The sequence below is a fragment of the Streptomyces sp. DI166 genome, from assembly GCF_900091315.1.
GTDB classification, from domain to species: Bacteria; Actinomycetota; Actinomycetes; order Streptomycetales; family Streptomycetaceae; genus Streptomyces; species Streptomyces fuscus.
Genome location: NZ_FLSP01000011.1, coordinates 70,632 through 92,960, shown reverse-complemented (window position 1 = coordinate 92,960; position 22,329 = coordinate 70,632). Strand labels below are relative to the sequence as shown.

The 22,329-nt window shown below is 70.0% G+C and carries 21 protein-coding genes; 14 read left to right on the top strand and 7 right to left on the bottom strand.

From position 1 onward, the window contains the following. The first annotated feature begins 37 nt into the window (after positions 1–37). Positions 38–7,060 carry a polymorphic toxin-type HINT domain-containing protein gene (locus GA0115233_RS08360; RefSeq protein WP_093719472.1) on the top strand — a complete coding sequence of 2,341 codons (7,023 nt, stop codon included), beginning with the start codon at positions 38–40 and terminating at the stop codon, positions 7,058–7,060. A gap of 5 nt (positions 7,061–7,065) precedes the next feature. Beyond that, positions 7,066–7,299, top strand: a complete 234-nt coding sequence (locus GA0115233_RS08355) for a hypothetical protein (protein ID WP_093719471.1) — start codon at positions 7,066–7,068, stop codon at positions 7,297–7,299. Between the two features lie 91 nt (positions 7,300–7,390). On the opposite strand, the gene GA0115233_RS08350 is transcribed toward GA0115233_RS08355, so the two are convergent. After that, positions 7,391–8,203, bottom strand: a complete 813-nt coding sequence (locus GA0115233_RS08350) for a class I SAM-dependent methyltransferase (RefSeq protein WP_093719470.1) — start codon at positions 8,201–8,203, stop codon at positions 7,391–7,393. A gap of 207 nt (positions 8,204–8,410) precedes the next feature. Between GA0115233_RS08350 and GA0115233_RS08345 the strand changes: the two genes are divergently transcribed. Both GA0115233_RS08345 and GA0115233_RS08340 read left to right on the top strand, forming a co-directional pair. Next, complete coding sequence (locus tag GA0115233_RS08345; RefSeq protein WP_093719469.1) at positions 8,411–9,607, top strand: serine hydrolase domain-containing protein; 1,197 nt, start codon at positions 8,411–8,413, stop codon at positions 9,605–9,607. Positions 9,608–9,723: 116 nt separating this feature from the next. After that, entirely contained in the window at positions 9,724–11,007 is a 1,284-nt protein-coding gene (locus GA0115233_RS08340; protein ID WP_255310091.1) for a serine hydrolase domain-containing protein, read from the top strand. 46 nt (positions 11,008–11,053) lie between these two features. Here GA0115233_RS08340 and GA0115233_RS08335 read toward each other — a convergent pair whose 3' ends face one another. Further along, positions 11,054–11,866, bottom strand: a complete 813-nt coding sequence (locus GA0115233_RS08335) for a S8 family serine peptidase (RefSeq protein WP_093719467.1) — start codon at positions 11,864–11,866, stop codon at positions 11,054–11,056. Positions 11,867–12,144: 278 nt separating this feature from the next. Between GA0115233_RS08335 and GA0115233_RS08330 the strand changes: the two genes are divergently transcribed. Both GA0115233_RS08330 and GA0115233_RS08325 read left to right on the top strand, forming a co-directional pair. Continuing rightward, positions 12,145–12,528: a bacterial transcriptional activator domain-containing protein gene (locus GA0115233_RS08330; protein WP_093719466.1), complete on the top strand. Its 384-nt coding sequence runs from the start codon at positions 12,145–12,147 to the stop codon at positions 12,526–12,528. 171 nt (positions 12,529–12,699) lie between these two features. After that, positions 12,700–13,476 (top strand): isoprenyl transferase, encoded by a 777-nt coding sequence (locus GA0115233_RS08325; protein ID WP_093719465.1) that lies wholly within the window; start codon positions 12,700–12,702, stop codon positions 13,474–13,476. A 22-nt stretch (positions 13,477–13,498) separates the two neighbouring features. Here the strand turns inward: GA0115233_RS08325 and sigJ are convergent, their stop codons facing one another. After that, the gene (sigJ, locus tag GA0115233_RS08320; protein ID WP_093719464.1) at positions 13,499–14,440 is read right to left on the bottom strand and encodes an RNA polymerase sigma factor SigJ; all 942 of its coding nucleotides are present in this window, start codon (positions 14,438–14,440) and stop codon (positions 13,499–13,501) included. Positions 14,441–14,595: 155 nt separating this feature from the next. On the opposite strand from sigJ, the gene wrbA reads away from it, so the two are divergent. The 7 genes from wrbA to GA0115233_RS08290 all read left to right on the top strand — a co-directional run bounded on the left by wrbA (position 14,596) and on the right by GA0115233_RS08290 (position 18,917). Further along, positions 14,596–15,210 carry an NAD(P)H:quinone oxidoreductase gene (gene wrbA, locus GA0115233_RS08315; RefSeq protein ID WP_093719463.1) on the top strand — a complete coding sequence of 205 codons (615 nt, stop codon included), beginning with the start codon at positions 14,596–14,598 and terminating at the stop codon, positions 15,208–15,210. Positions 15,211–15,880: 670 nt separating this feature from the next. Next, a complete protein-coding gene (gene ribC / locus GA0115233_RS08310) occupies positions 15,881–16,357 on the top strand; it encodes a riboflavin synthase (protein WP_093719462.1) in 477 nt (158 codons plus the stop codon). 35 nt (positions 16,358–16,392) lie between these two features. Further along, on the top strand, positions 16,393–16,800 hold the full coding sequence (locus GA0115233_RS08305) for a MaoC/PaaZ C-terminal domain-containing protein (protein ID WP_093719461.1): 408 nt from the start codon (positions 16,393–16,395) through the stop codon (positions 16,798–16,800). Positions 16,801–16,845: 45 nt separating this feature from the next. Then, positions 16,846–17,415, top strand: coding sequence for a nucleoside monophosphate kinase (locus GA0115233_RS08300; protein WP_176711674.1), 570 nt, complete (start codon positions 16,846–16,848; stop codon positions 17,413–17,415). Positions 17,416–17,510: 95 nt separating this feature from the next. Continuing rightward, on the top strand, positions 17,511–18,137 hold the full coding sequence (locus tag GA0115233_RS08295; RefSeq protein ID WP_255310090.1) for an alcohol dehydrogenase catalytic domain-containing protein: 627 nt from the start codon (positions 17,511–17,513) through the stop codon (positions 18,135–18,137). A 60-nt stretch (positions 18,138–18,197) separates the two neighbouring features. Then, a complete protein-coding gene (locus GA0115233_RS41660; protein ID WP_255310089.1) occupies positions 18,198–18,425 on the top strand; it encodes a hypothetical protein in 228 nt (75 codons plus the stop codon). An 18-nt stretch (positions 18,426–18,443) separates the two neighbouring features. Continuing rightward, entirely contained in the window at positions 18,444–18,917 is a 474-nt protein-coding gene (locus GA0115233_RS08290; protein WP_093719459.1) for an SRPBCC domain-containing protein, read from the top strand. A 12-nt stretch (positions 18,918–18,929) separates the two neighbouring features. Here GA0115233_RS08290 and GA0115233_RS08285 read toward each other — a convergent pair whose 3' ends face one another. Then, on the bottom strand, positions 18,930–19,511 hold the full coding sequence (locus tag GA0115233_RS08285) for an AMIN-like domain-containing (lipo)protein (protein WP_093719458.1): 582 nt from the start codon (positions 19,509–19,511) through the stop codon (positions 18,930–18,932). A gap of 167 nt (positions 19,512–19,678) precedes the next feature. Here GA0115233_RS08285 and GA0115233_RS08280 point away from each other — a divergent pair, with 167 nt between their 5' ends. Next, a complete protein-coding gene (locus GA0115233_RS08280) occupies positions 19,679–20,077 on the top strand; it encodes an SseB family protein (RefSeq protein ID WP_093719457.1) in 399 nt (132 codons plus the stop codon). Positions 20,078–20,291: 214 nt separating this feature from the next. Here GA0115233_RS08280 and GA0115233_RS08275 read toward each other — a convergent pair whose 3' ends face one another. The 3 genes from GA0115233_RS08275 to GA0115233_RS08265 form a co-directional block, all read right to left on the bottom strand. Then, positions 20,292–21,275 carry an AraC family transcriptional regulator gene (locus GA0115233_RS08275; protein ID WP_255310088.1) on the bottom strand — a complete coding sequence of 328 codons (984 nt, stop codon included), beginning with the start codon at positions 21,273–21,275 and terminating at the stop codon, positions 20,292–20,294. A 94-nt stretch (positions 21,276–21,369) separates the two neighbouring features. Beyond that, on the bottom strand, positions 21,370–21,759 hold the full coding sequence (locus tag GA0115233_RS08270) for a MarR family winged helix-turn-helix transcriptional regulator (RefSeq protein ID WP_093719455.1): 390 nt from the start codon (positions 21,757–21,759) through the stop codon (positions 21,370–21,372). A 74-nt stretch (positions 21,760–21,833) separates the two neighbouring features. Further along, positions 21,834–22,184 (bottom strand): VOC family protein, encoded by a 351-nt coding sequence (locus GA0115233_RS08265; RefSeq protein ID WP_093719454.1) that lies wholly within the window; start codon positions 22,182–22,184, stop codon positions 21,834–21,836. Positions 22,185–22,329 lie beyond the last annotated feature (145 nt).

Below are 22,329 nucleotides of genomic sequence, written 5' to 3'. Positions count from 1 at the left end.
TGGGCACAGCCATGCCCGCAGACGTATACGCACGGCGATGCGCTGGTCACTTCCAGCACTCGCCGCATCGCTTCTGCTGACCGGCCTACCGGCCCTCGCCCCCGACGCCCGCGCGGCCGGCGGCGACCTGCCCGAATTGCAGAAGCTCGTCGATGTGCCCGGCAAACCGGCCGGGAAGAAGTCCGGGCTGAACCCGGTACCGAGGCGGACCTGGACCAAGTCCCCCTCGGTCACCTGGCCCAAGGCCGACACGGCCGAGGTCCGGCTCACCGCCGACGGCAAGGCCGCCCCGCGCGTCCGGGCCGGAAAGCTGCCGGTCCGCCTGTCCGCGGCCCCTGGCAAGGGCAAGGCCGCCGAACGGGCCGTCACCGCCGAGGTCGAGGTCGCCGACCGCGCCACCACCGACAAGGCCGGCATCGACGGCGTCCTGCTCGCCGTGCGCCGCGACGACCGCGCACAGGACACCGCGAAGGTCCGCGTCGAGCTCGACTACAAGGGCTTCCGCAACGCCTACGGCGGCGACTGGGGCTCCCGACTGCGGTTCACCGCACTGCCCGCCTGCGCGCTGACCACCCCGCAGAAGGCCGAGTGCCGTACCCGTACGCCCGTCGCCACCACCAACGACCCGGCCAAGGGCACCCTGACGGCCACCGTCCCGGCGCCCCCGGCCAAGGCGTCCGGCGCCGCCAAGCGCGGCACGCGGGCCGCCGCCGGGGCCACCGTGCTCGCCGCTGCCGCCGCACCCAACGGCGCGTCCGGCGACTACCGCGCCACCTCCCTCAGCCCCTCCGGCTCCTGGCAGGCAGGAGGCTCCTCGGGCGACTTCACCTGGTCGTACCCGATGGACATCCCCTCCTCGATGGGCGGCCCCGGCCCGATGCTCGGGCTGAGCTACTCCTCCGCCAGTGTCGACGGCCGCTCCTCGGCCTCCTCGCAGCAGAGCAGCTGGGTCGGCGACGGCTGGGACACGGGCGCCAACTTCATTGAGCGCCAGTACGTGCCCTGCTCCAACGACCGCAAGGAGGGCTCGGGTTACAACAACCCCAAGCACCCCACCGGTGACCTCTGCCAGGGCCCGCCCGTCGTCACCCTGTCGCTGAACGGCAGCTCCACCCAGCTCGTCCTCGACGACAAGACCAAGAAGTGGGTGCCTGTCGGCGACGACGGCTCCCGTGTCGAACTCCTCAAGGGCGCCGCCAACGGCGACAAGGAGAAGGAGTACTGGCGCGTCACCAACGAAGAGGGCGTGCAGTACTACTTCGGCATGGACCGGCTGCCCGGCTGGGCGTCCGGAAAGCCGGAGACCAACTCCGCCTGGTCCGTGCCGGTGTACGGCAACCACAGCGGTGAACCCTGCCACAAGGCCGCCTACGCCGACTCCGTCTGCGACCAGGTCTACCGCTGGAACCTCGACTACGTCGTGGACCTGCGCGGCAACGCGATGACGTACTGGTACGACAAGGAGCGCAACCACTACGGCTCCAACGTCACCCGCGAGGGCAAGTCCACCAACCGCGCCTACGACCGCGGCGGTTGGCTCAAGCGGATCTCCTACGGCCTGCGCAGCGACGCCCTGTTCGCCGACGCCCCGGCCCAGGTGGTCTTCGATGTCGCCGAACGCTGCGTCAAGACCACCTCGTTCGACTGCGCGGAGAGCAAGCTGACCTCCGAGGCCAAGTGGGAGGTCACCCGCAACTGGCCGGACGTGCCCGCCGACCAGCTCTGCGCCGCGGGCAAGGAGTGCAAGGACCGCTACGCGCCCACGTTCTTCACCCGCAAGCGCCTGACCTCCATCACCACGGAGATCCTCAAGGACGGCAAGCACCAGCCGGTCGACACCTGGGCCTTCACGCAGGACTTCAAGTCCACCGGTGACGGCGGCGTCGCCGGGGACTACCCGCTCTGGCTCAGTGCCATCCGGCACACCGGCAAGAACGGCACGCCGATCTCCCTGCCCCCGGTGACCTTCCAGGGCAAGCAGCTGCCCAACCGCGTCGACAACGACAGCGACGGCAACCCGCCGTTCCTGCGCTGGCGCGTGGAGACCATCCAGACCGAGACGGGCGCCCGCATCGCGGTCGAGTACGCCAAGCCGGAGTGCTCCACCGAGACCAGCCCCAAGAAGCTCCCGGACGCGCCGCACACCAACACCATGCGGTGCTACCCGGTCGTCAACGAGGTCCCCGACCCCACCGACGAAACCGGCCTGAAGAAGAAGTACTTCACCGACTGGTTCCACAAGCACCGCGTCGACGAGGTCCGCGAGGAGGACAAGAACGGAACCTCGCCGACGAAGGTCACCACGTTCAAGTATCTCGGCGACCCGGCCTGGGCCTACGACGACGACAGCGAACTGCTCAGCGAGAAGGCCCGTACCTGGTCGCAGTGGCGCGGTTACGAGAAGGTCCGCACCCTCGTCGGCACCGCCCCGGACAAGCGCTCCCAGGTGGAGACCGTCTACTTCCGCGGCATGGACGGCGACAAGCTGCCCAGCGGCAAGCGCGAGGTGAAGATCAAGGACAGCGAGGGCGGAACGGTCGACGACCACGAGCTCTACGCCGGCCAGATCCGCGAATCGCTGTACTACGACGGTGAGGGCGGCCCCCTCCAGTCCGCCACCCTCTACACCCCGTGGGTCCGCGGCCCCACCGCCACCCGCAAGCGTGACGAGGGAGCCGAGCCGCTCCAGGCGTTCATGGCCGGCACCGCGAAGGTCGCCTCCCGCACCGTCCTGTCGGGCGACCGCGGCCAGCGCCGCACCGCCGTCGAGCACGCCTACGACAGCCGGGGCCGCCTGGAACACACCACGGACCAGGGCGACTTGAGCAAGACCGGCGACGAGACGTGCACCCGCTACGAGTACGTCAACGACGCGGCCAAGCACGTGTACACCCCGCAGAAGCGGGTGGAGACCCTGACCAAGGCGTGCGACGCCAAGGACATCGCCCGCCCGGCGGACGTCGGCAGCGACAAGGTGATGCACTACGACGCCGACTACAACGTCACCAAGGTCGAGTCGCTCTCCGACTACAAGGACGGCAAACCGGTCTACCGCGTCGACGGTTCGTCCACGTTCGACAAGTACGGGCGCGTCACGTCCGTGACCGACCACGAGGGCAACACCACGCGCACCGCGTACACGCCCGCGACCGGCACCCTGCCGGTCAAGACGGTGGTCACCAACCCCAAGGGACACACCGACACCACCGAACTCGACCCCGCCCGCGGCCTGGCCCTGGCCAAGGAGGACACCAACAAGCGCCGCCAGGTGCTGGAGTACGACGCGCTCGGCCGGCTCGTGAAGACCTGGTCGCCCGACCGCGACCCTGCCACCCAGACCCCGGACGCCGAGTTCAGCTACACCGTCACCCCGGACGGTCCTGTCGTCATCACCACCAAGAAGCTCCTCGAACGGGGCGACTACGTGGTGACGTACGACATCTACGACGGCGCCCTGCGCCTGCGCCAGACCCAGCAGCCCGCGCTCGACGGCGGCCGGGTCATCACCGACACCTTCTACGACAGCCGCGGGCTGGTCTGGAAGGAGAACGGGGCCCACTTCAACTCCCTGGACCCCGAACCGAAGTTGTGGACCTCGGACGACAACAAGGTCCCGGCCTCCACCCGCACCGAGTACGACGGCCAGGGCCGCCCGGTCGCCACCATCGCCCGCAAGTTCGGCGAGGAGACCTGGCGCACCACCACCTCCTACGGCGGTGACTGGGTCGCGGTGGACCCACCCAAGGGCGAGACGCCGACGATGTCCCTGGTCGACGCCCAGGGCCGCAAGACGGAGCTGCGCCAGTTCAAGGGCGAGGGCCCGTCGGGTGCTTACGACCGTACGCGGTACACGTACGAGCGGCGCGGCATGCTGGAGTCCGTCACGGACCAGGCCGGCAACGTCTGGTCGTACAAGTACGACCTGCGCGGGCGTGTGTACGAGTCGAAGGATCCCGACAAGGGGACCACGAAGTCCACGTACGACAAGGGCGACCGTCTCCTGACGACGACCGACGGCCGCGACCCGGCGAAGACCATCGCGTACGAGTACGACACCCTCGGCCGGGTCACCGGGACGTACGAGGGCTCGCTCAAGGGCCGCAAGCTCACCGAGCAGACCTACGACAGCCTCCCGGGCGCACTCGGCATGCCGGTCTCCACGACCCGCTTCGTCGACGGCAACGCCTACAAGCAGGAGGTCACGGGCTACGACAAGGAGTACCGTCCGCTCGGCTCGAAGATCACCATCCCCGCCTCCGAGGGCAAGCTCGCCGGCACGTACGAGTACTCCAGCACGTACACCAAGACCACCGGCATGCCCCAGACAATGACGCAGCCCGCGGTCGCCGGTCTGCCCAAGGAGCGGACGTCGGTCGGCTACAACGGCCTCGACATGGTCACCACCATGGCCGTGGCCGGGAAGACGTTCGTGGCCGGTACGGAGTACACGCCGCTCGGCGACGTGGTCCGCACCCGGGTCGGCCCGGCGGGCAAACAGCTCATCACGAGCCGCGAGTTCGACGAGCAGACCCGCCGCCCGCTGCGCACGGTCTTCGACCAGGAGGTCGGCACCACGGGCACGGCCCGGATCAGCGACATCCGCACGGCGTACGACCAGGCCGGCAACATCCTGAAGATCACGGACGCCCAGGGCCCCAACCCGACGGCGGCCACGACCGACACACAGTGCTTCGCCTACGACTACCTTCGCCGGATGACGGAGGCCTGGACGTCGGCCAAGGCCGGTGAGTGCACCAGTCTCACGGGCAGCCCCGCGGCCAAGCCGGAGGTCGGCGGCCCCAACCCGTACTGGACGTCGTACACGTTCGACGCGGCCGGCAACCGCAGGACGGAGGTCAAGCACGACGTCACCGGTGACACCACCAAGGACGTCACCCGCGACTACGAGTACGCCGAGGGCGGCACCACCACCAGCAAGCTCATGAAGGTCCGCACCAAGGGACCCGAGGGCGAGCGCGAGGACACCTTCGGCTACGACAAGGTCGGCAACACGACCACCCGCACGGTCATGGGCACCACCCAGGACCTGGAGTGGGACGTCGAGGGCCACCTGGAGCGGGTGACCGAGGGCTCCGGCGACAAGGCGAAGAAGACCGAGTACGTCTACGACGCGGGCGGCAACCGCCTGATCCGCCGCGACCCCAACGGCACGACCCTGTACCTGCCGGGTACGGAGGTACGGCTCGACAAGTCCGGCAACATCGTCAAGGGCACGCGCTACTACCAGCACCCGGCCGGGCCGGCGATGGTGCGCACCGCCGAGGGCGGCAAGGTCACCACGACGTACCTGCTGTCCGATCACAACGGCACGGCGACGATGGCTGTCGACTCCGCCTCGGGTGCGGTGACGCGGCGCGCGTTCATGCCGTTCGGCGAGCCGCGCGGCAAGAAGCCGTCGATGTGGCCGGACGAGAAGGGCTTCGTCGGCGGAACGACGGACGAGTCCACCGGACTCACCCACCTCGGCGCACGGGAGTACGACCCGGCGATCGGACGGTTCATCTCGGTCGACCCGGTGATGGACATGGCCGAGTCGCAGACGATGAACCCGTACGCGTACGCCAACAACAGCCCGGTCACCTTCAGCGACCCGTCGGGGCAGTTCTGGGGGATCCCCCAGCTGATCCACGCGGCCATCAAGCTGTACAAGAAGGCCTACGCCGCACTGACCGGCGGCACGCCTCCGGCCCCGTCCAAGCCGGTGCCCAGCGTCAGCAAGAAGGACGTCGAGCGGGCCAGGTGGCTGAAGAAGCAGTCCAAGATGGACATGGTCATGCATGTGGCCAAGGAGGCGGTCAAGGAGGCCAGCGGCTACAACGACATCGTCGACTGCCTCAACGGAGCCCTGGGCACCTGCGCCATGATCGCCGCGGAGGCCGCGATCCCGTTCGCGGGTAAGGCCAAGCGCCTGCTCAAGGCACTGGAGAAGGCCTGGAGCGCCTACCGCAAGTGGGGGGAAGAGGTCCGCTGGGCCACGGGCATCATCAAGCGGGCCGATGCCGACGCGAAGGCCATGGCCAAGTACACGGAGGACATGGCCGATTGGAAGAAACAGGCTGACGCGGCCAAGGCGGCGAAGAAGGCGAAAGCCGAGGAAGCCGAAGCCACAGCCGCCAAGAAGGCCGACAGCAACGGTGACGGCGGCGGGGGAGACGGCACACAGTCCGGCTCCGGCGCCGGTGAGTCCTGCCGGGTCAACAGCTTCACGCCCGAGACCAAGGTCCTGATGGCCGATGGGACCACCAAGCCCATCAAGGACGTGAAGCCCGGCGACAAGGTGGTGGCCAAGGACCCGGAGACCGGCAAGACCGCGGTCAAGAAGGTCACGGCCCAGATCATCGGCAAGGGCAAGAAGAACCTCGTCGAGGTCACCATCGACACCGACGGCAAGAAGGGCGCCAAGACCGCCAAGGCAACGGCCACGGACGGCCACCCGTTCTGGGTGCCGGAGCTGCGTGAGTGGGTCAAGGCCACGGACCTGAAGTCCGGCGACTGGCTGGAGACCGGGTCGGGCAGCCGCGTCCAGGTCACGGCGGTCAAGCGGTGGACGCAGCAGGCCACGGTCTACAACCTGACCGTTGCGGACATCCACACCTACTACGTGGTGACGGGGTCGACCACGGCCCTGGTGCACAACTGCGGTGTCGAGGTATCGAAGTCCGAGAACAGCATCACGATCAGCCACGAGGCGTCGGGAAGCGGTGTCATCGCCGACCTCGACGCCAAGGGGAACCTGACGCTCATGATGGACAATTTCCCTGATCGGGGATCCCCGCTGCGCGGCAAGCAGATGTTCGCGGACGTGATGGAGCACTTCGGTGACCGGGTGCAGTCGATTCAGGGCTACTGGCGCTATGGCGACAACCTGGGCGCTTTCAACAAGGCCGTTGCTGAAGGCATGAGTATGAGAGCGGCCGCGCGGGACACCTGGACCGGCAAGCGCGCCGCCGAGTTCGGATTCACTCGGGTGAAGATATTGCAGGCAGACGAAGGCGTCGACGGATTCACTGTTGTCTCGGCGCTGTTCAGGCGGGAGTAGTGTCAATGAGCAATGACCGCAAGGCTTTCCTGATCGAGGCGAAGGAACAGGGGTGCCCGGCTCTGTCGGCGGTCCGCCAAGTGCGGGACGACGGTCTGTGGGAAGCCGGGAAGGAGTTCAACGTCGCTGTCGACTTGAAGGCCGTGTACGGACTGACTCCCCACCAGCTCCATGACGTGGTCGCCTGGCTGAGGGGTATCGCTTCGGACGAGGAACTCGAAAACTCGCTCCGCGGCTGATCGAGTGGCCCTCCTGAGACGAACCTTGGAACCAGGGACGTCTCAGCAGGGCCACACCTGTGACATCGAGGCAGTCGCCGAGGAGTTGAGCTCAGGGCCTTTGCCCCCACGCCAACACCATCCCCGGTGCGAGTTCGGCGAGGACGGGGGAGGAGAGGTAGGCGAGGGCCTCATCGACTGTCGTACCGTCCACCCTCCCCGTCGCCTCCAACTCCGGGCGCATCCGCCGCCAGGTCTGCGACCAGAACCGGGCCAGCGGGCCGTCCGGGACCAGGGGAGGGCAGTACAGCTCGGCGCCCACGTCCGCCAGGCCCTCCTTCCGCAGGAGGTGTGGGTATGTCGGGACGGCGGAGATGTCCGTGCCGATCGTCGTGCGCAGGGCCTCCCACATGGCGTCCATCGTGCGGCGATAGGGGGAGTGGGAATCCTGGGGGTTCGGCAGTTCCACCGCGTCGCCCAGGAGGATTCGGCCGCCGGGGTTCAGGCGGCTCGCCAACCGCGCCAGCACCCGGCGCCGTTCGGGCAGGTGCATGAGTACGAACCGGGCGTGGATCAGGTCGAAGGTGCCCAGGTCCAGCGACTCGTCGGTCACGTCCGCCGTGACCACACGAAGGCCCTGCTCCGGCGCTTCGCCCAGCGCGCTCGTGTCCCGGTCCAGTGCCACCACCTCACGCGCACCCGCCTCCCGCAGCAGCCACCGTGCCACGGTCCCGGTACCCGCCCCCACCTCCAGGCAGTGCGTGCCCGGACCCACGCCCAGGGCGCGCAGCCGGTGCGTCGTCACCGGGTCGTAGATCACGGCGGCGTCGTCGATCCGCTCCGCCTCACGCGGGTGCCCGGCGTCGAACAGGGCCTCGCCGTAGTGACCGGCGCCTTCGTGAGCTGCGGGATCCGTCGAGTTCATGGTCCGACGTTAGGTCGTGCCCGCACAGTCTCGCCTGCCGCCCGAGGCGCGGGACAACCTCTCGGACCGGCGCAGGGCCGCTTCAGCGACCTTCCCCGGTCCGAACGGGTGGATTCGCCTGAACGAGTGCGGGGAGGGGCCCCGGGCCAGGTACTCGAAGGGTGATGCGGCCCACCGATGTCGCACTGACCCGGAAGGTGCCGCGCCGTGCGCCGAACCCCCTCCCGCCGCCTGTCCGCCGTAGCCCTGCTCGTCACTGCCGCGCTGACCCCCGTGACGGTGACGCCCGCAGCCGCGGGGCCGTCCGTGACAGCCGAACGCCCGGACACGACCGACTACCCCCGGCACGCCCTCGGTCCCGAACTGAGCCACCGGCTCGACCGGGCCATCGAGGAGGTGCGCCGGGAAGCCGACATCCCCGGTCTTGTCGTCGGGCTCTGGATGCCGGGCAAGGGGCACTACGTCCGCGCGACCGGCGTCGCCGACACCGCGACCGGGCGGCCGATGCGCCGTGATGTGTTCGTACGCATCGGCAGCGAGACGAAGACCTTCACCGTCACAGCGCTGCTGAAGCTCGTCGACGATGGGAGGATCGGGCTGGACGACCCGATCGCCAAGTACGTCAAGGGCGTGCCGAACGGCAGGAAGATCACCCTGAGGCACCTCGCGGAGATGCGCAGCGGACTGTTCCCTTACACGTCCGACCCGGACTTCGTGCACGACCTGCTGAGCGACCCGCAACGCACCTTCACCCCGCGGCAGGTGCTCGCCTACGGCTTCAAGCACAAGAACACCTTCAAACCGGGCAAGCAGTTCGAGTACTGCAACAGCAACCTCGTCCTGCTCGGCCTCGTCATCGAGAAGGTCACCGGCAAGCGGCTCGCCGAGGTCATCGACAAGCGCGTCCTGCGCCCGGCCCATCTGCACCACACGGTGTTCCCGGACAACTCCGAGTTCCCCGAACCGCATCCGCGCGGGTACACCAACCAGACGCTCAGCGGAGAGGTCGCCGACGCCACGGACTGGAACCCCAGTTGGGCCTGGGCCGCCGGAGCCATGATCTCGAACCTGCACGATCTGCGGCGCTGGGCGAGGGTCGTCGCCACCGGCACGCTGCTGAGCCCGCGGACGCAGGCGGAGCGGCTCAAGATGCTCCCGACCGGAGTCCCCGGCACCAGCTACGGACTCGGTATCTTCGAGAGCGGTGGCTGGATCGGCCATAACGGGTCCATCCCGGGGTACGAGACCGTGACCGTCTACCTGCCCTCGAAGCGGGCGACGCTGGTGCTGATGCTGAACACGGACATCACCTCCCAGGGCCAGGAGCCCTCCTCGCTGGTCGCCCGGGCTATCACCGAGATCATCACTCCGCACCACGTGTACGACCGGCCGATCCCGCGCTGACACAAGCGCTCTGACGTGGCGTCAAAGAAACGGTGGACCTGGCCTGACGGGTGATCTTCTCGCGCGTCGGCACCGCCCGGTCCGCCGTGCGGACGCCCCGGGCGAATACTCCGGCCATGAAACGAGCCCGTAGTAGATCAGGGTCACGGTCGCGCCTGGTCGCGGTTGCCTCCCTTGCCTCCCTCACCGCCGTCCTCGCGCTCGGCACCCCGGCGATGTCCCTCGGTACCCCGGCGATGCCCCTCGGCACCTCCGCCACGTCCCTCGACGGCGAGCAAGGGCACCCCGGCCGGCCCTGTGTTGCCTCCCGGCCGTCCCCGCAAGGTCCGGCGCGCGAAGCGGTGCGCGTGGCGCAGCGCGCCAAGGCCGAACTCGGCCTGAAATCCGTGATCCTGCGGGTCGACATCGACGGCCGCGAGGTCGTCACCGCCGCGCTCGGTGAGTCCATGACCGGCGTCCCGGCCGAACCCGCCATGCACTTCCGCAACGGCAACATCGCGATCAGCTATATGGGAACGGCCCTGCTGCGCCTCGTGGACCAGGGCAGAGTGGACCTCGACGATCCCGTCGCGCGCTGGCTGCCCGGCCTCAAGGGTGGTAACCGGATCACGTTGCGGATGCTGGCCGCATCCACCACCGGCATCCGCGACTACGTCACCACCCCGGGGTTCCCGGAAGCCGTCGCCGCGAACCCGTTCCGCCAGTGGACGGCCCAGGAACTCGTGGCCATCGCCACCCGCCAGGAACGCTGGTACGAGCCCGGCACCAACTGGAACTACTCCCACGCCAACTTCGTCCTCCTCGGCGCTGCCCTGGAGAAGATCACCCGGACCCGGCTGGATGTCCTGCTCCAGCGCGAGATCATGGGCCCGCTCGGTCTGCGGCAGACCCGCAACAGCTTCACGCCCGACATTCCGACGCCCGTCCTGCACGCCTTCACCTCCGACCGCGGGACCTACGAGGAGTCCACCTTCTGGAACCCCTCGTGGACCACCGCGCCGGGCGCCGTGCAGACCACCGACATCTGCGACCTGGCCCGCTCGGCCACCGCGATCGGCTCGGGCGAGCTGATCTCCCCCGCCTCCTACCGGGAGTTGCTGAACCCGGGGACGGTCGGCCTCGGCAAGCAGACCGCCAAGTGCCCGGCCAACGTGTGCATCGCACAGACCAAGGCCACGCACTACGGCATGGGCGTGCTCGTCCTTGGTGACTGGATCGCCCAACACCCTCTGTTCTTCGGCTACTCCGCCTCGATGGCCCACCTCCCCGCCGAGCGCCTGTCCATCGCGGTCTCCACGACCGGGGGTCCGGACGCCGAGGACGGGCACACGGCCCATGTGATCGCCCAGCGCATCGCCGCGGCGCTCGCGCCGGACCACCCGATCCCCGATTTCGGCTGACCACCGTGCGGGTAAGGCGCTGATGCCCGGGCGGTGACCGGTCAGCTCAGGGGGAGATCCACGCCGACGACAGTGCCCCGAGGATGGCCCGGCCTGCGGCGAGCGGGTCGGGTTCACGGCCCTCGGCGATCTGCTGCGCGACGAGCAGTGCCGCGACCCCCGTGACCGCCGGGGTGGCGAAGCTGCTGCCCGTCAGCGACGCGAGTCCGCCGCCCGGCGCCGCGCCCTTGATGTCACGGCTGGGGGCAAGGACAGCGTTGGTCCGGTAGGAGGGACCCCAGTTGTGGATGTCCAGGGGAGTACCGGAGGCGTCCGTTGCCCCGACGGCGAGCACAGTCGGTGTGGCGGCCGGAGCCTGGAGGCAGTCGCAGCCGTCGTTGCCGACCGCCGCGACCACGAGCACGCCGTTTTCCGCGCACCGTCGCAGCGCCCGCTCCAGCATGGCCTCGGCCCTGCCGTCCGTACTGCGCTCGCCGCCGCTGATGTTGATGACGTGGGCCCCCGCCTCCACCGCCTGCTCGACGGCCCGGGCGAGGTCGAGTTGTGGCACGCGGGAGACACCCCCGTCCGGGGACTCCCGGAATACGGGGAGGATCAAACCCCGGCACCTCGGTACGAGGCCGGCCACCTGGGACGCGGGCTGCCCGAACAGAAGGCTCGTCACATGCGTGTCGTGCAAGGACATCAGCCCGGAACCGGCGGCATCCGGCACCAGAGTTGGCAGACGTGTCAGATCCGCTCCCGCGAAACACGGATGCGCGAAGTCGACGGGCCCGTCGAGTACGGCGACACGGACCGCCGGCGCACCCAGCAGCCCGGCCTCACCGGGAACCGCGCGCAGTACCGACCGGACATCCATCCCACCCTCCGTTCCCGGACCTCGCGGCCCTTTCGGCTACGAAGGTGTTTTCCCACACAGGTGTTCCGTGGATATTCAGAGAAATATGGAGCATTTATCGAAGATGCATATCCAATGCGTTCTCGTGGCGTTCAGGATGCGTTATCGGTGTGTTGCAAAATTATCCCGGGCGTGTCGGAAAGCGGGCCGTGAAAGCGCCCAACGCGGCGGGCGTGCCTGGTCCGACGGGGTTACAGGGGTTGCAGTGGAAAAACACGCCGAGCACCGTGTTAGCTGTGATGAACGCCGTACGTCTTGAAATCCTGGGGCCATTTGAATTAGTCCGCGGCGGACGTGCGGTTGCCGTCCCGGCGGGGGCTCAGCGGCTGCTCTCCCTGCTGGCGGTGCGGAGTGAAGGGATTCACCGGAGGGCCGCCGCGGAGGAGCTCCTCCTCGCCCTGGACCGTTATCTGTCGGCGCATCAGGCGGCGCTCGCCGCCATCGTCGTCGACCCCTACCGCGAGACCGCCCACCGGATCGCCATCGAAGTGCACGCGGCCGAGGGCAACATCGCCTGTGCGGTCAAGCACTACCTGGAGTACCGCAGACTCCTCCAGCAGGAGCTGAAGGTCTCGCCGTCCCCGCGCATGACGGAACTCATCCGGGAGCTGACCACGGCGTAGCCCGCGGAGCCACCGCCCCTGCAAGAGGCCCGCACCACCACCGATCTGAATGCCCGTGACACCGAGGACATCACCGGCACCGTGGCCGGGCGCAGGGCCGATGGCCGGAGCCGGGTACCGGGCGATACGGTGGCCCCACTAGCGGTAGGTGGGGACGAAGGGACATGGCACGTGGCCTACAGGGCGCTTCGCGCGGGGTTGGAAGCCCTCTACGTCAGGCGACTGGCGCGCAAGCTGGAGGGCAAGCCGAGGCCACGGCACGTCGCCATCATGCTGGACGGCAACCGCCGCTGGGCCCGCGGCGCCGGGCACGACGACGTCCGCGAGGGCTACCGCGTCGGCGGTGCGAAGGTCGGCGACTTCCTGCGCTGGTGCGACGCAGCCGACATCGAGCACGTCACCCTGTGGATGCTCTCCGACGACAACCTGCACCGGCCGCCCGCCGAACTCGGCCCGCTGCTGGAGATCATCGAGGAGACCGTGGCCAGCATCTGCGCGGCCGACGAGGACTGGCGGATCGATGTGATCGGCGCCCTGGACCTGCTGCCGGGGGACACCGCGCGGGCCCTGAAGGCGGCCGTGGCGGGCACCACCGGCCGTACCGGTCTGAAGGTCGACGTGGCGGTCGGCTACGGCGGTCGCCGCGAGATCATCGACGCGGTGCGCTCCGCCTTCGACAAGCACATGTCCGCCGGTGGCGATCCGCGTGAACTGGCCGAGAACTTCGACCTCCACCACATCTCGGACAACCTGTACTCCCCGGCGGCCGCCGACACGGACTTCATCATCCGCACCTCCGGCGAGCAGCGCCTGTCCGGCTTCCTGCTGTGGCAGTCCGCCTACGCCGAAGTGCACTTCGTGGAGGTGCTCTGGCCCGCCTTCCGCCAGATAGACCTCCTGCGGGCCCTGCGCTCCTACGCGGTGCGGGACCGGCGTTACGGCAGGTGACAGCAGCGGACGGGGGTGTGGCTCACCCCTCCCGCCACAGCCGCAGCTTGGCCGGATTGAGTACCGACCAGATCCGCTGAATCCGTTCGCCGGTGACGGCGAAGGCCAGGACCGACACCGGCACCCCGTCCACCTGTGCGACCAGCCCCGGCCGGCCGTTGACCGTGGTCTCCAGGAGCTCCAGGTCGGGCATCACGTCCATGCGGCCCGCGAAGAAGCGGGCGATCTCCTCGGCGCCCTCGACGGGGCGGGGCACGGCCTGGACCACGCCGCCGCCGTCGCCGGTGGCCGTGGCGTCGGGGGCCAGCAGGCCGACCAGGGCCTCGATGTCCTTGGCCTCCCAGGCGCGCTTGAAGGCCCGCACCGTCTCCGCGTATGCGGCGGCCGGGGTCGGGGAGGGCTGTGCGGCGCGGACGCGGCGGCGGGCCGAGGAGGCGAGCTGACGGCAGGCGGCCTCGCTGCGGCCGACGATCGAGGACACCTCGGCGAACGAGTAGCGGAAGACGTCGTGCAGGACGAACGCCACGCGCTCGGCCGGGGTCATCAGCTCCAGCACGACGAGGAACGCCATGCTGATCGACTCGTCGAGCGTGACCCGGTCCGCCGGGTCGACCGCGCCGCCCCCGTCCCACCGCCCGCTCACCCAGTCCGTCCCCGGCGGCAGCGGCTCCGGCACCCACTCGCCGACATACCGCTCCCGCCGGGCCCGCGCCGAACGCAGCAGGTCCAGACAGACCCGGCCGGCGACCGTGGTCAGCCAGGCCCCGGGCGACTCGATCGCCTCCCGCTGCTCGGCACTCATGGCGTACCAGCGCGTGTACGTCTCCTGTACGACGTCCTCGGCCTCGGTCACTGAGCCGAGCAGCCGGTAGGCGAGGCCGAGCAACTGCCGCCGTTCACTCATGACCGCGCCCAGGCCCGGATCGGGCCGACCCTGCTCGGTCCCGGATGCGTCGTCCGTCATGGTGTCGCAGACTCCCTCGGTCGTTCGGTCCCCTGTCAGAACCGACGGGACAGGGCCCCGGAGTGTGAGGCGGCGGGCGGCCTCACACTCCGCGGAGCCGCGTCGTCGTACCCGGTGGAACGGAACAGTAGCCAGGTGACGAAGGAAGGGAACCGATGTCGGAATCCGTGAATGTCTCGGTCATCTACTACAGCGCGACGGGCACTGTGCACGCTCTCGCGCGGGCGGCGGTCGAGGGGGCGGAGAAGGCCGGTGCTCAGGTACGACTGCGCAGGGTCCCGGAGACCGCCCCGCAGGAGGTGATCAGCCTCCGCCAGGAGTGGGTGCGGCACCTCGCGGACACCGCCGACGTGGAACTCGCGGGCCACGACGACCTGGAGTGGGCCGACGCGGTGCTCTTCGGCACGCCCACCCGGTTCGGCAACCCGGCCAGCCAGCTCAGGGTGTTCATGGAGAGCACCGGGCCGCTGTGGTTCCAGGGCAGGCTCGCGGGCAAGGTGTACTCGGCGTTCACCGCCTCCAGCACCGCCCACGGCGGCCAGGAGTCCACGCTGCTGGCGCTGGGCAACACCTTCTACCACTGGGGCGGCATCATCGTCCCGCCCGGCTACACCGACCCCATACAGTTCCAGTCCGGCAACCCCTACGGCACTTCGCATGTGTCGGACACCGGTGCCCCCGGCGAGGTGCAGCTCCAAGCGGCCCGCCACCAGGCCCGCCGTGCCGTGGAGGTCGCCGCCGCCCTCAAGGAGGGCCGGACGGCGGCGTGACTCCGGGGCTCCGTCGTTCCGAGCCGCCCGCCCCGTGGACGCCCGGGACAGCAGCGATGACGCTCCCGGGGCCATTTCCCTCCCTGCCGAGAACGCGCGACGTCACCTCTCCGCCGGAAATCGGCGATGTACTGCCGGCCTGGTTGACGGCATGCGGCGGAGGATTCCTTCGGGGCACGCGAAAGGTTACGGCGTACGGAACCTCTGACAAATACAGGGGATGAGCGGTTTCGTGGGAAGGAATCCGAGCCGGATTTCTGTCGTGAAACCGCTCTCCGACGCTTCCAATAGGGCGTACAAACCAGGTCACTTCCGGCCGGTCGTGTGCAACTGCCCGCAGTGCGTAGGTGTGTTGTTCGGCCAATCACCCGGAAGTGCTCACTCGAAGGGGAGATGACAGACCCTCGGGTTCCTTCATAAGGTCGTGCCGCCACCGTGCCGTTCTGCCGAGAAGGTGCGCGTGTTGCCCATTCCTCTCCGCCCGCCCAATGAATCAGGTCATCCGGTTTTCCGGACTTCCGGTTCCGCATCGTTGGTGCGGCCGTGCGGCAGGGCTTAGGGCAGTACGGACTGGACGACGGACGGCAGGAAGGGCTGACGGCGGCCCGGTGAACCGCCGTACGGGGCACCCGCCGGGAGCTGCCCCGCATCCTCCGACGGAGGAGAGCGCATGGACCGCATCGGGGTCGTCGACACCATGTTCGCGCGCGTCGACATGGGATCGATCGCCGAGAACCGGCTGGCCGGCATGGAGGGATTCGGCGAACGGTTCAAGGCGGTACGGCGGACCGTGCCGGGCATCAGGGACCTGGCCGTGGCCTGCCGTCAGCTGATCGAGCGGGAGAATTGCGAGGTGGTCCTCGCCTGCGGGATGCCGGGCGGCGACGACCTGGACCGGATCCGGGCGCACGAGGCGTCGCAGGGAATCATGATGGCCCAGGTGCTCGCGGGCAAGCACGTTCTCGAAGCGTTCGTGCACGCCCAGGAGGAGCCGGATCCGGTCAAGTTCACCGAGTTGTGCCGCCAACGGGTCGGAGCGCACGCCGTGAACGCGTACTGGCTGCTCTACGCGCCCGAGGAGTTGCGCAAGCGGGCCGGTCAGGGCGTCCGGCAGGGCGGCCCGGACGCCGGACCGCTGCCCGGCTGAACGAACCGTCGCCCAACAGGGAGCGAGGAGCGAGGATGGCGCAGGCCGAGGACGACTCGATCACGGTGGACAGCCTCAAGGTCGGTAGTCGCTTCACCGAGACCCGGCACATCACCGAGGCGGACATCGCGGCGTTCGCCGCCCTGGTCGGGGACACCGGGCGTCACCACATGGCCGGGCAGACCGAACGCGTCATGGCGCACGGCCTGTTGACGGCGTCCCTGGCCACCAAGGTGGGCGGCAGACTGCACTACATCGCGCGGCGCATGGAGTGGGAGTTCCTCAAGCCCGTGTGGGCCGGGGACACGATCGAGGCCCGCGTCACCGTGGTCTCGCTCGGCGAGGCCCGCTCCGGTGTCGCCGTCGGGTTCGAACTGGTCATCGTCAACCAGCACGGTGAGCCGGTCCTGCGAGGTGCGAGCACGGGCGTCATTCGTCGCTGAGGATTCGTCACGAAGGATGTGTGCATGCGGACTTACGGAGCGGACTTGTCACCTGTCATCGCGGTCCTGGGTGTCCCGGCCGCCGGCAAGAGCACTCAGTCCAAGGCGGTCGCCCGCAGGGTCGGCGGGGTCCGGGCCTCCGTCGGCGACTGGCTGCGGGCCCTCGCGGCGGCCGGGGACGAGGAGGCGCGGACGACCGTCGCCGAAGGGGCGCCGATCAGCCCCGCCCAGTACGGGCGCTTCCTGCGGGACGTCCGCGACGAGGTGTCGGAGGGCCCACTCGTCCTCGACGGCTCCCCGCGCGACGAACGGCACGTTCCGGTGCTCGCGGACGCACTGGCCCCCGACGGCCGGGTCTTCGGAGTGCTGCTCCAACTGCCCACCGATGTGGCCGAGTCCCGCCTGCGGGTGCGCAGGAGCGTCGGCAGGTCCCACCGGCCGGACGACTCCGCCGACGCGGCCGCCCGCAGGCTTGCGTACCAGACGGCGGCCCTGGCCCGTCTCACGGAGAGTTTCCGGGCGCGCTGGCCTTTGGTGACCGTCGACGCGGCCGCGGACGACGACGTGGTGACGCGCCGCATCCTGGAGGCACTGCCCATGGACTGGACCGAGTAGTCGGACCGGTGTTTGATCGACTGCCCGTCACGCGGCGACGGTTTCGATCATGATGGGGTGCAACCTGTCATGGAATTGGGGGAGTTGCCCTGCCCGTGCGCGCTCTGGTCGTTGCCCCGTCCGCAGAGCTCGCCGTCCGGCTCGCCGAGGTCGGCGACCCCGTGCCCGGCCCCGGTCAGGTCCTGGTGGACATCTCGCACCTCTCGCTCAACTACGGCGACCTCAACGACGCCCGCTCCGGCCGGGTCCCCGAGGGCGCGGTGCTCGGGTCGGACGCGGCCGGGGTAGTGGTCGGGGCGGCCGCCGACGGGACCGGGCCCAAGGTGGGCGCTCGGGTGGTGGCGATGACGCCGGGGGCGTTCGCCGAGCGCGTCGCCATCGATGTGGCCGCGCTCGCCGAGGTGCCGGACGCCCTGGACCTCGCGCGGGCGGTGGCGCTGCCCGTGGCCGGGATCGCGGCGCTGCGCTCCCTGCGGGCCGCCGGGCTCGGGCCCGGCAAGCGGGTGCTGATCACCGGTGCCTCGGGCGGGGCCGGCCGGTTCGCGGTGCAGCCGGCGGCGCGGGCGGGCGCGTACGTCATCGCCTCGGTCGGCTCAAAGGCCCGCGGGGCCGGACTCGCGGAGGCCGGTGCGCACGAGGTGCTGGTCGGTGTCGACGGCATCGAGGAGCCCGTCGACATCGCCGTCGACAGCGTGGGTGGCTCGCAGCTCGTCGCCGTATGACATCCGCTCGCCCCCGGCGGCAGCCTGCCGAGCGTCGGCTGGACCTCCGGGGAACCCGCGGTGTTCCCGCCGTACGCGACCGTGGGCCCGGCGAAGTCGCTGACCTCGTTCGTCAACGGGTGGCCCGCGGGGGAGGACCTCGCGGAGCTGACCCTGCTCGCCGCGGAGGGCGCGCTGAGCGTCGGGATCGGCTGGCAGGGGCCGTGGGAGCGGTTCGGTGAGGCGGCCGGGGCACTGCGGGGGCGCCAGGTGTCCGGGAAGGCGGTCCTGGAGGTGCCCCGGGACTGAGCGCGTTATGTTCGGGCCATGCACACCACGCGGGTGACCGGGCATGTGAACGCCGAGCGCGCGGCCGTGTACCGCGCGCTGCTGGACGCCGACGCGGTACGGCGCTGGCGGGTGCCGGACGGGATGACGGCACGGGTGCACCGCTTCGAGCCCCGGGTGGGCGGCGCCTTCCGGGTGTCGCTCACCTACGACCTGCCGACCGGCACCGGCAAGACCGAGTCGAACACCGACACCTACCACGGGCACTTCACCGAGCTGGTGCCCGGCGAACGGGTGGTGGAGGAGCTGGAGTTCGAGAGCCCGGACCCCGCGATGCGCGGCACCATGACGATGACCACCACCCTCACGGACGCCGAGGGTGGTGGCACGGATGTAGTGATGGTGCACGAGGGACTGCCGGACGCGGTGCCCGCCGCGGACAACGAGACGGGCACGCGTATGGCGCTGGCCAGACTGGCCGAGCTGGTCGAGAGCGGTTCCGGCCCCGGCTGAGGGGCCGCCCGCTCAGCGGGCGCCGGTCCAGTTGTGGGCGACGTCCACGACGATCCGGTCGGTGAGCACCAGCACCCGGAACGGCAGGCGCGCGCGGACCCCGAGCCCGACGAGCGTCTCCCCTTCGAAGCTGCCGCCGTACCGGGCGTCCCGGAAGGTGCGGTAACCGGTGAGGTCGACCCCCGGCAGGGGCCTGTTGACCCGGCCCGGGTAGGTCGGGGCGCCGGTCTCGTGGTCGTAGGCGGGCGCCGCGACCCGGACCTCCAGGACGGCACCGCCGGCGACCGGGATCGGACGGCCGGAGCCGTCCTGGTACAGCTGGCTGACGTAGCGGACCGAGTAGCCGAGCCCGGACTTCCCGGCCCCCGGCAGATCGACGACCATGCGGTCGTAGCAGGCGTGACGGCCGGTCCTGATGTTCTCGACCGGGGTCGTGGTGGCGGTGGAGCTGACCTTGGGCAGGCTGCCCCAGCCGATCGGGCACGCGGTGGCCGCCGCCGCGGGGGCGGCCGAGGCGGTGGCGGCGGGCAGGGCGGGGAGGGCCAGGGCGGCGGCAGCGGCGAGGGCCACTCCGGTGGTTCTGATTCTTCGCATTGCGTCCCCCGAACGGGTACGTGGTTCTGATAACAGGGGAGACAGTCGACTCGCCCCGATGGTTGCGGTACATCACGAAAATTCCGGAGCCGGATCCTCCGCCATGAATGCCGGGCTCCGGATCGGGTACGCGGCTCAGGACCGCCGCCGCTACCAGGGGATCTGTGATGGAGACACCCGAGAACCGCCGTACCGACACACCGGCCCGACAGGCGCTGGACGCGCTCGTCGACAACCACGAGGACATCGCGGCGCTGAACATGCTCGCCGGCAGTGAGGTGCTGGTGCCCGTGCCCGACGACGCGAGCGAGGAGGACGCCACCGACCCGGGCACCGTCGCCCTGCCCGTGCTGGAGCAGCCGGGCGGTGAGGCCATGGTGCCCGTGTTCACCTCGGAGCCCGCGATGGCCGCGCTGCTGCCCTTCATCGGCCGCTACCGCCTGGTGCCGCTGGGTGCGCTGGCCGCGCAGTGGCCCGCCGACGAGCTGTCCCTGACCATCGACGCGGGCTCCCCGCACCCGCTCACCCTCACGTCCGAGGGAGTGCGCACGCTGCTGGCCCGGTGAGAGAGGTGACGGGCCGGGCCCGGCCACCAAGGCGTCGGAGGGGGAGCGGCCGGGCCCTCCCGGCGATGCTTCGCGCAGGACCGAATGGCACCGACTCCGCTCGGTCCGCGCCGGCACCATCGCCGTGCCCCCGACGATAGGACCGTCCCCGGGCCGCGTCGCTCCCTCTTGCGCGGGGCCTGTCCGCAAAACGCGGCGGAAACTGACCCGCCGTTCAGCGCGCCGCGCGCAGGGTCTGCGACGGCGACTCCCCGAACCGCTCCCGGTAGCGCCGCGCGAACCGGCCGAGATGGGCGAAACCCCACTGATAGGCCACGTCCGCCACGGTCGTCGACCCCGGCGCGGACGCCCTCAGCTGCCCGTGCACCCGTTCCAGCCGCACCTCGCTGACGTACGCCATCGGCGGCACCCCGACGTGCTTGCGGAACGCCTCCTGCAACGTGCGCACACTGACCTGAGCGATCGCCGCGAGCCGCGCCGCGTCGTAGGGCTCGGCGGGCAGTTCCTGTACGGCGTCCATGACCCGTTTCACCGCGGCGGGCCGCATCGGCGGGGGCGGGCCCGCCAGTTCGGCCCGGTAGGAGTGGTCCGCGGCCAGCAACAGCCCTTCGACCAGGGTCTGTTCGATGCGGCCCCGGATCAGGGGCCGGCTCAGCAGCCCGGCCGAGATCTCGGTGTCCCGCAGGAACCAGCGCACCAGCTGGGCCCAGCTGCGGCCGGGACCCCGGGTGACGTCGATGAAGGGTTCGAAGCGCGGCGGACGCCGCACCCCTCTGCCCAGCAGGGACTCAAGTCCCTTGAGCACGGCGTCCTTGTCGAACTTGACGGTCAGCGAGTGGCAGTCCGGCGACCAGTGGTCGACCACGATGCCGTACCCCGGATCGAAGAAGACGGCCCGCCGGGCGGTGGCGAACACCAGGTCGTCGCCGCCCTGTTGGACACCGAAGGCCCCCCGTAACGGCACCGCCACGTGGTACACGCCCGGTTCGCCGAACGCCATCCGCATCCCGGTGCCGAAACTGACGTCGCCGACGACCAGCGGACCGAGGTCGACAACGCGCAGACTGGTGCGGAACCGGGCGGCGGCGCCCGTGACTTGGAGGCGCAGATCGTAGTAGTGAGCCGCTATCGCGTCGTGGCTCTCCTCCACTGAGCGCGTCGTGTACGTGATGAGCTCGGCGTTACCGTCGTCATCCACGGGCAAGGCGGTCTCTCCCCGTCCCCTCACAGGGCTTTTTGGGAGTCATGATGCCCCGCCCGCCGGTGTCCCGAACAGCCCGGCGGCCTCCGGGTCAGTCGCCGAGCGAGCGGGCGAGCGCCTCACGCTGGAGCGGCAGCACCTCGGCGTGCCGCTGACGTCCCTTCTCGGTGAGGGAGACCCACACGCCGCGCCGGTCCTCCAGACAGGCGGAGCGTTCGACCAGGCCCTCCTTCTCCAGGCGGCCGATCAGCCGGGACAGGGCGCTCTGGCTCAGGTGCACCCGGCCCACGAGGTTCTGCACCCGGCAGTGCCGGCGCTCCTCGGGCGGGGCGGTGGCGAGGATGTCGAGCACCTCGAAGTCGCTCGCCCCCAGTCCGTGCGGATGCAGCACGCGGTCGATCTCGCACATCGTGCGCGCGTGCACCGACAGTATGTCCCGCCACCGCTCCTCAAGCCCCGCACCGGCCGTTTTCGCTGCCATACCTGCACCGTAGCACCGCGACGCATATTTGTTTACGGTGCAACTAGTGTATGTGCAAGTGAGACCTGGGCCGACTACTCGGCCGGGTCCTGGAGCAGCCCGATCATGTTGCCGTCCGTGTCCTTGAGGAAGGCGATCTTGCGGCCGCCGCCCACGTCCTGCACGTCCTGCAGCGTCTCCGCACCGGCCGTGACGAGCGCGGCGAGGGTCGCGGCGATGTCGTCGACGTGCCAGTAGGGGACCGGGCCCGTCATGCCCTTGGCGTGCCCGTTCGGGTCGAGGCCCACGTCCTGGCCGGCGGCCTTGTAGCCGACGTAGTACGGCTCGTCCGCGTACGGCTCCACCCCGAGCAGGGCGCCGAACACGGCCTTCGCCCCGTCGAGGTCCTTCACGGGGTACATGATCGTCTGCACACCTGCGGTCATGACGTACTCCTGGGGATCTGCTCCGACGCCTGTCGTCGGTGACTCCCACGCTAGGGGCGGGGCTCCCCTCCGGCTTCTCGAAAACTGACCGCTTGCTCCGGAGGGGGCCGCCACGGGGCGGACCCCGAAGGCGACCGTGCCCCTC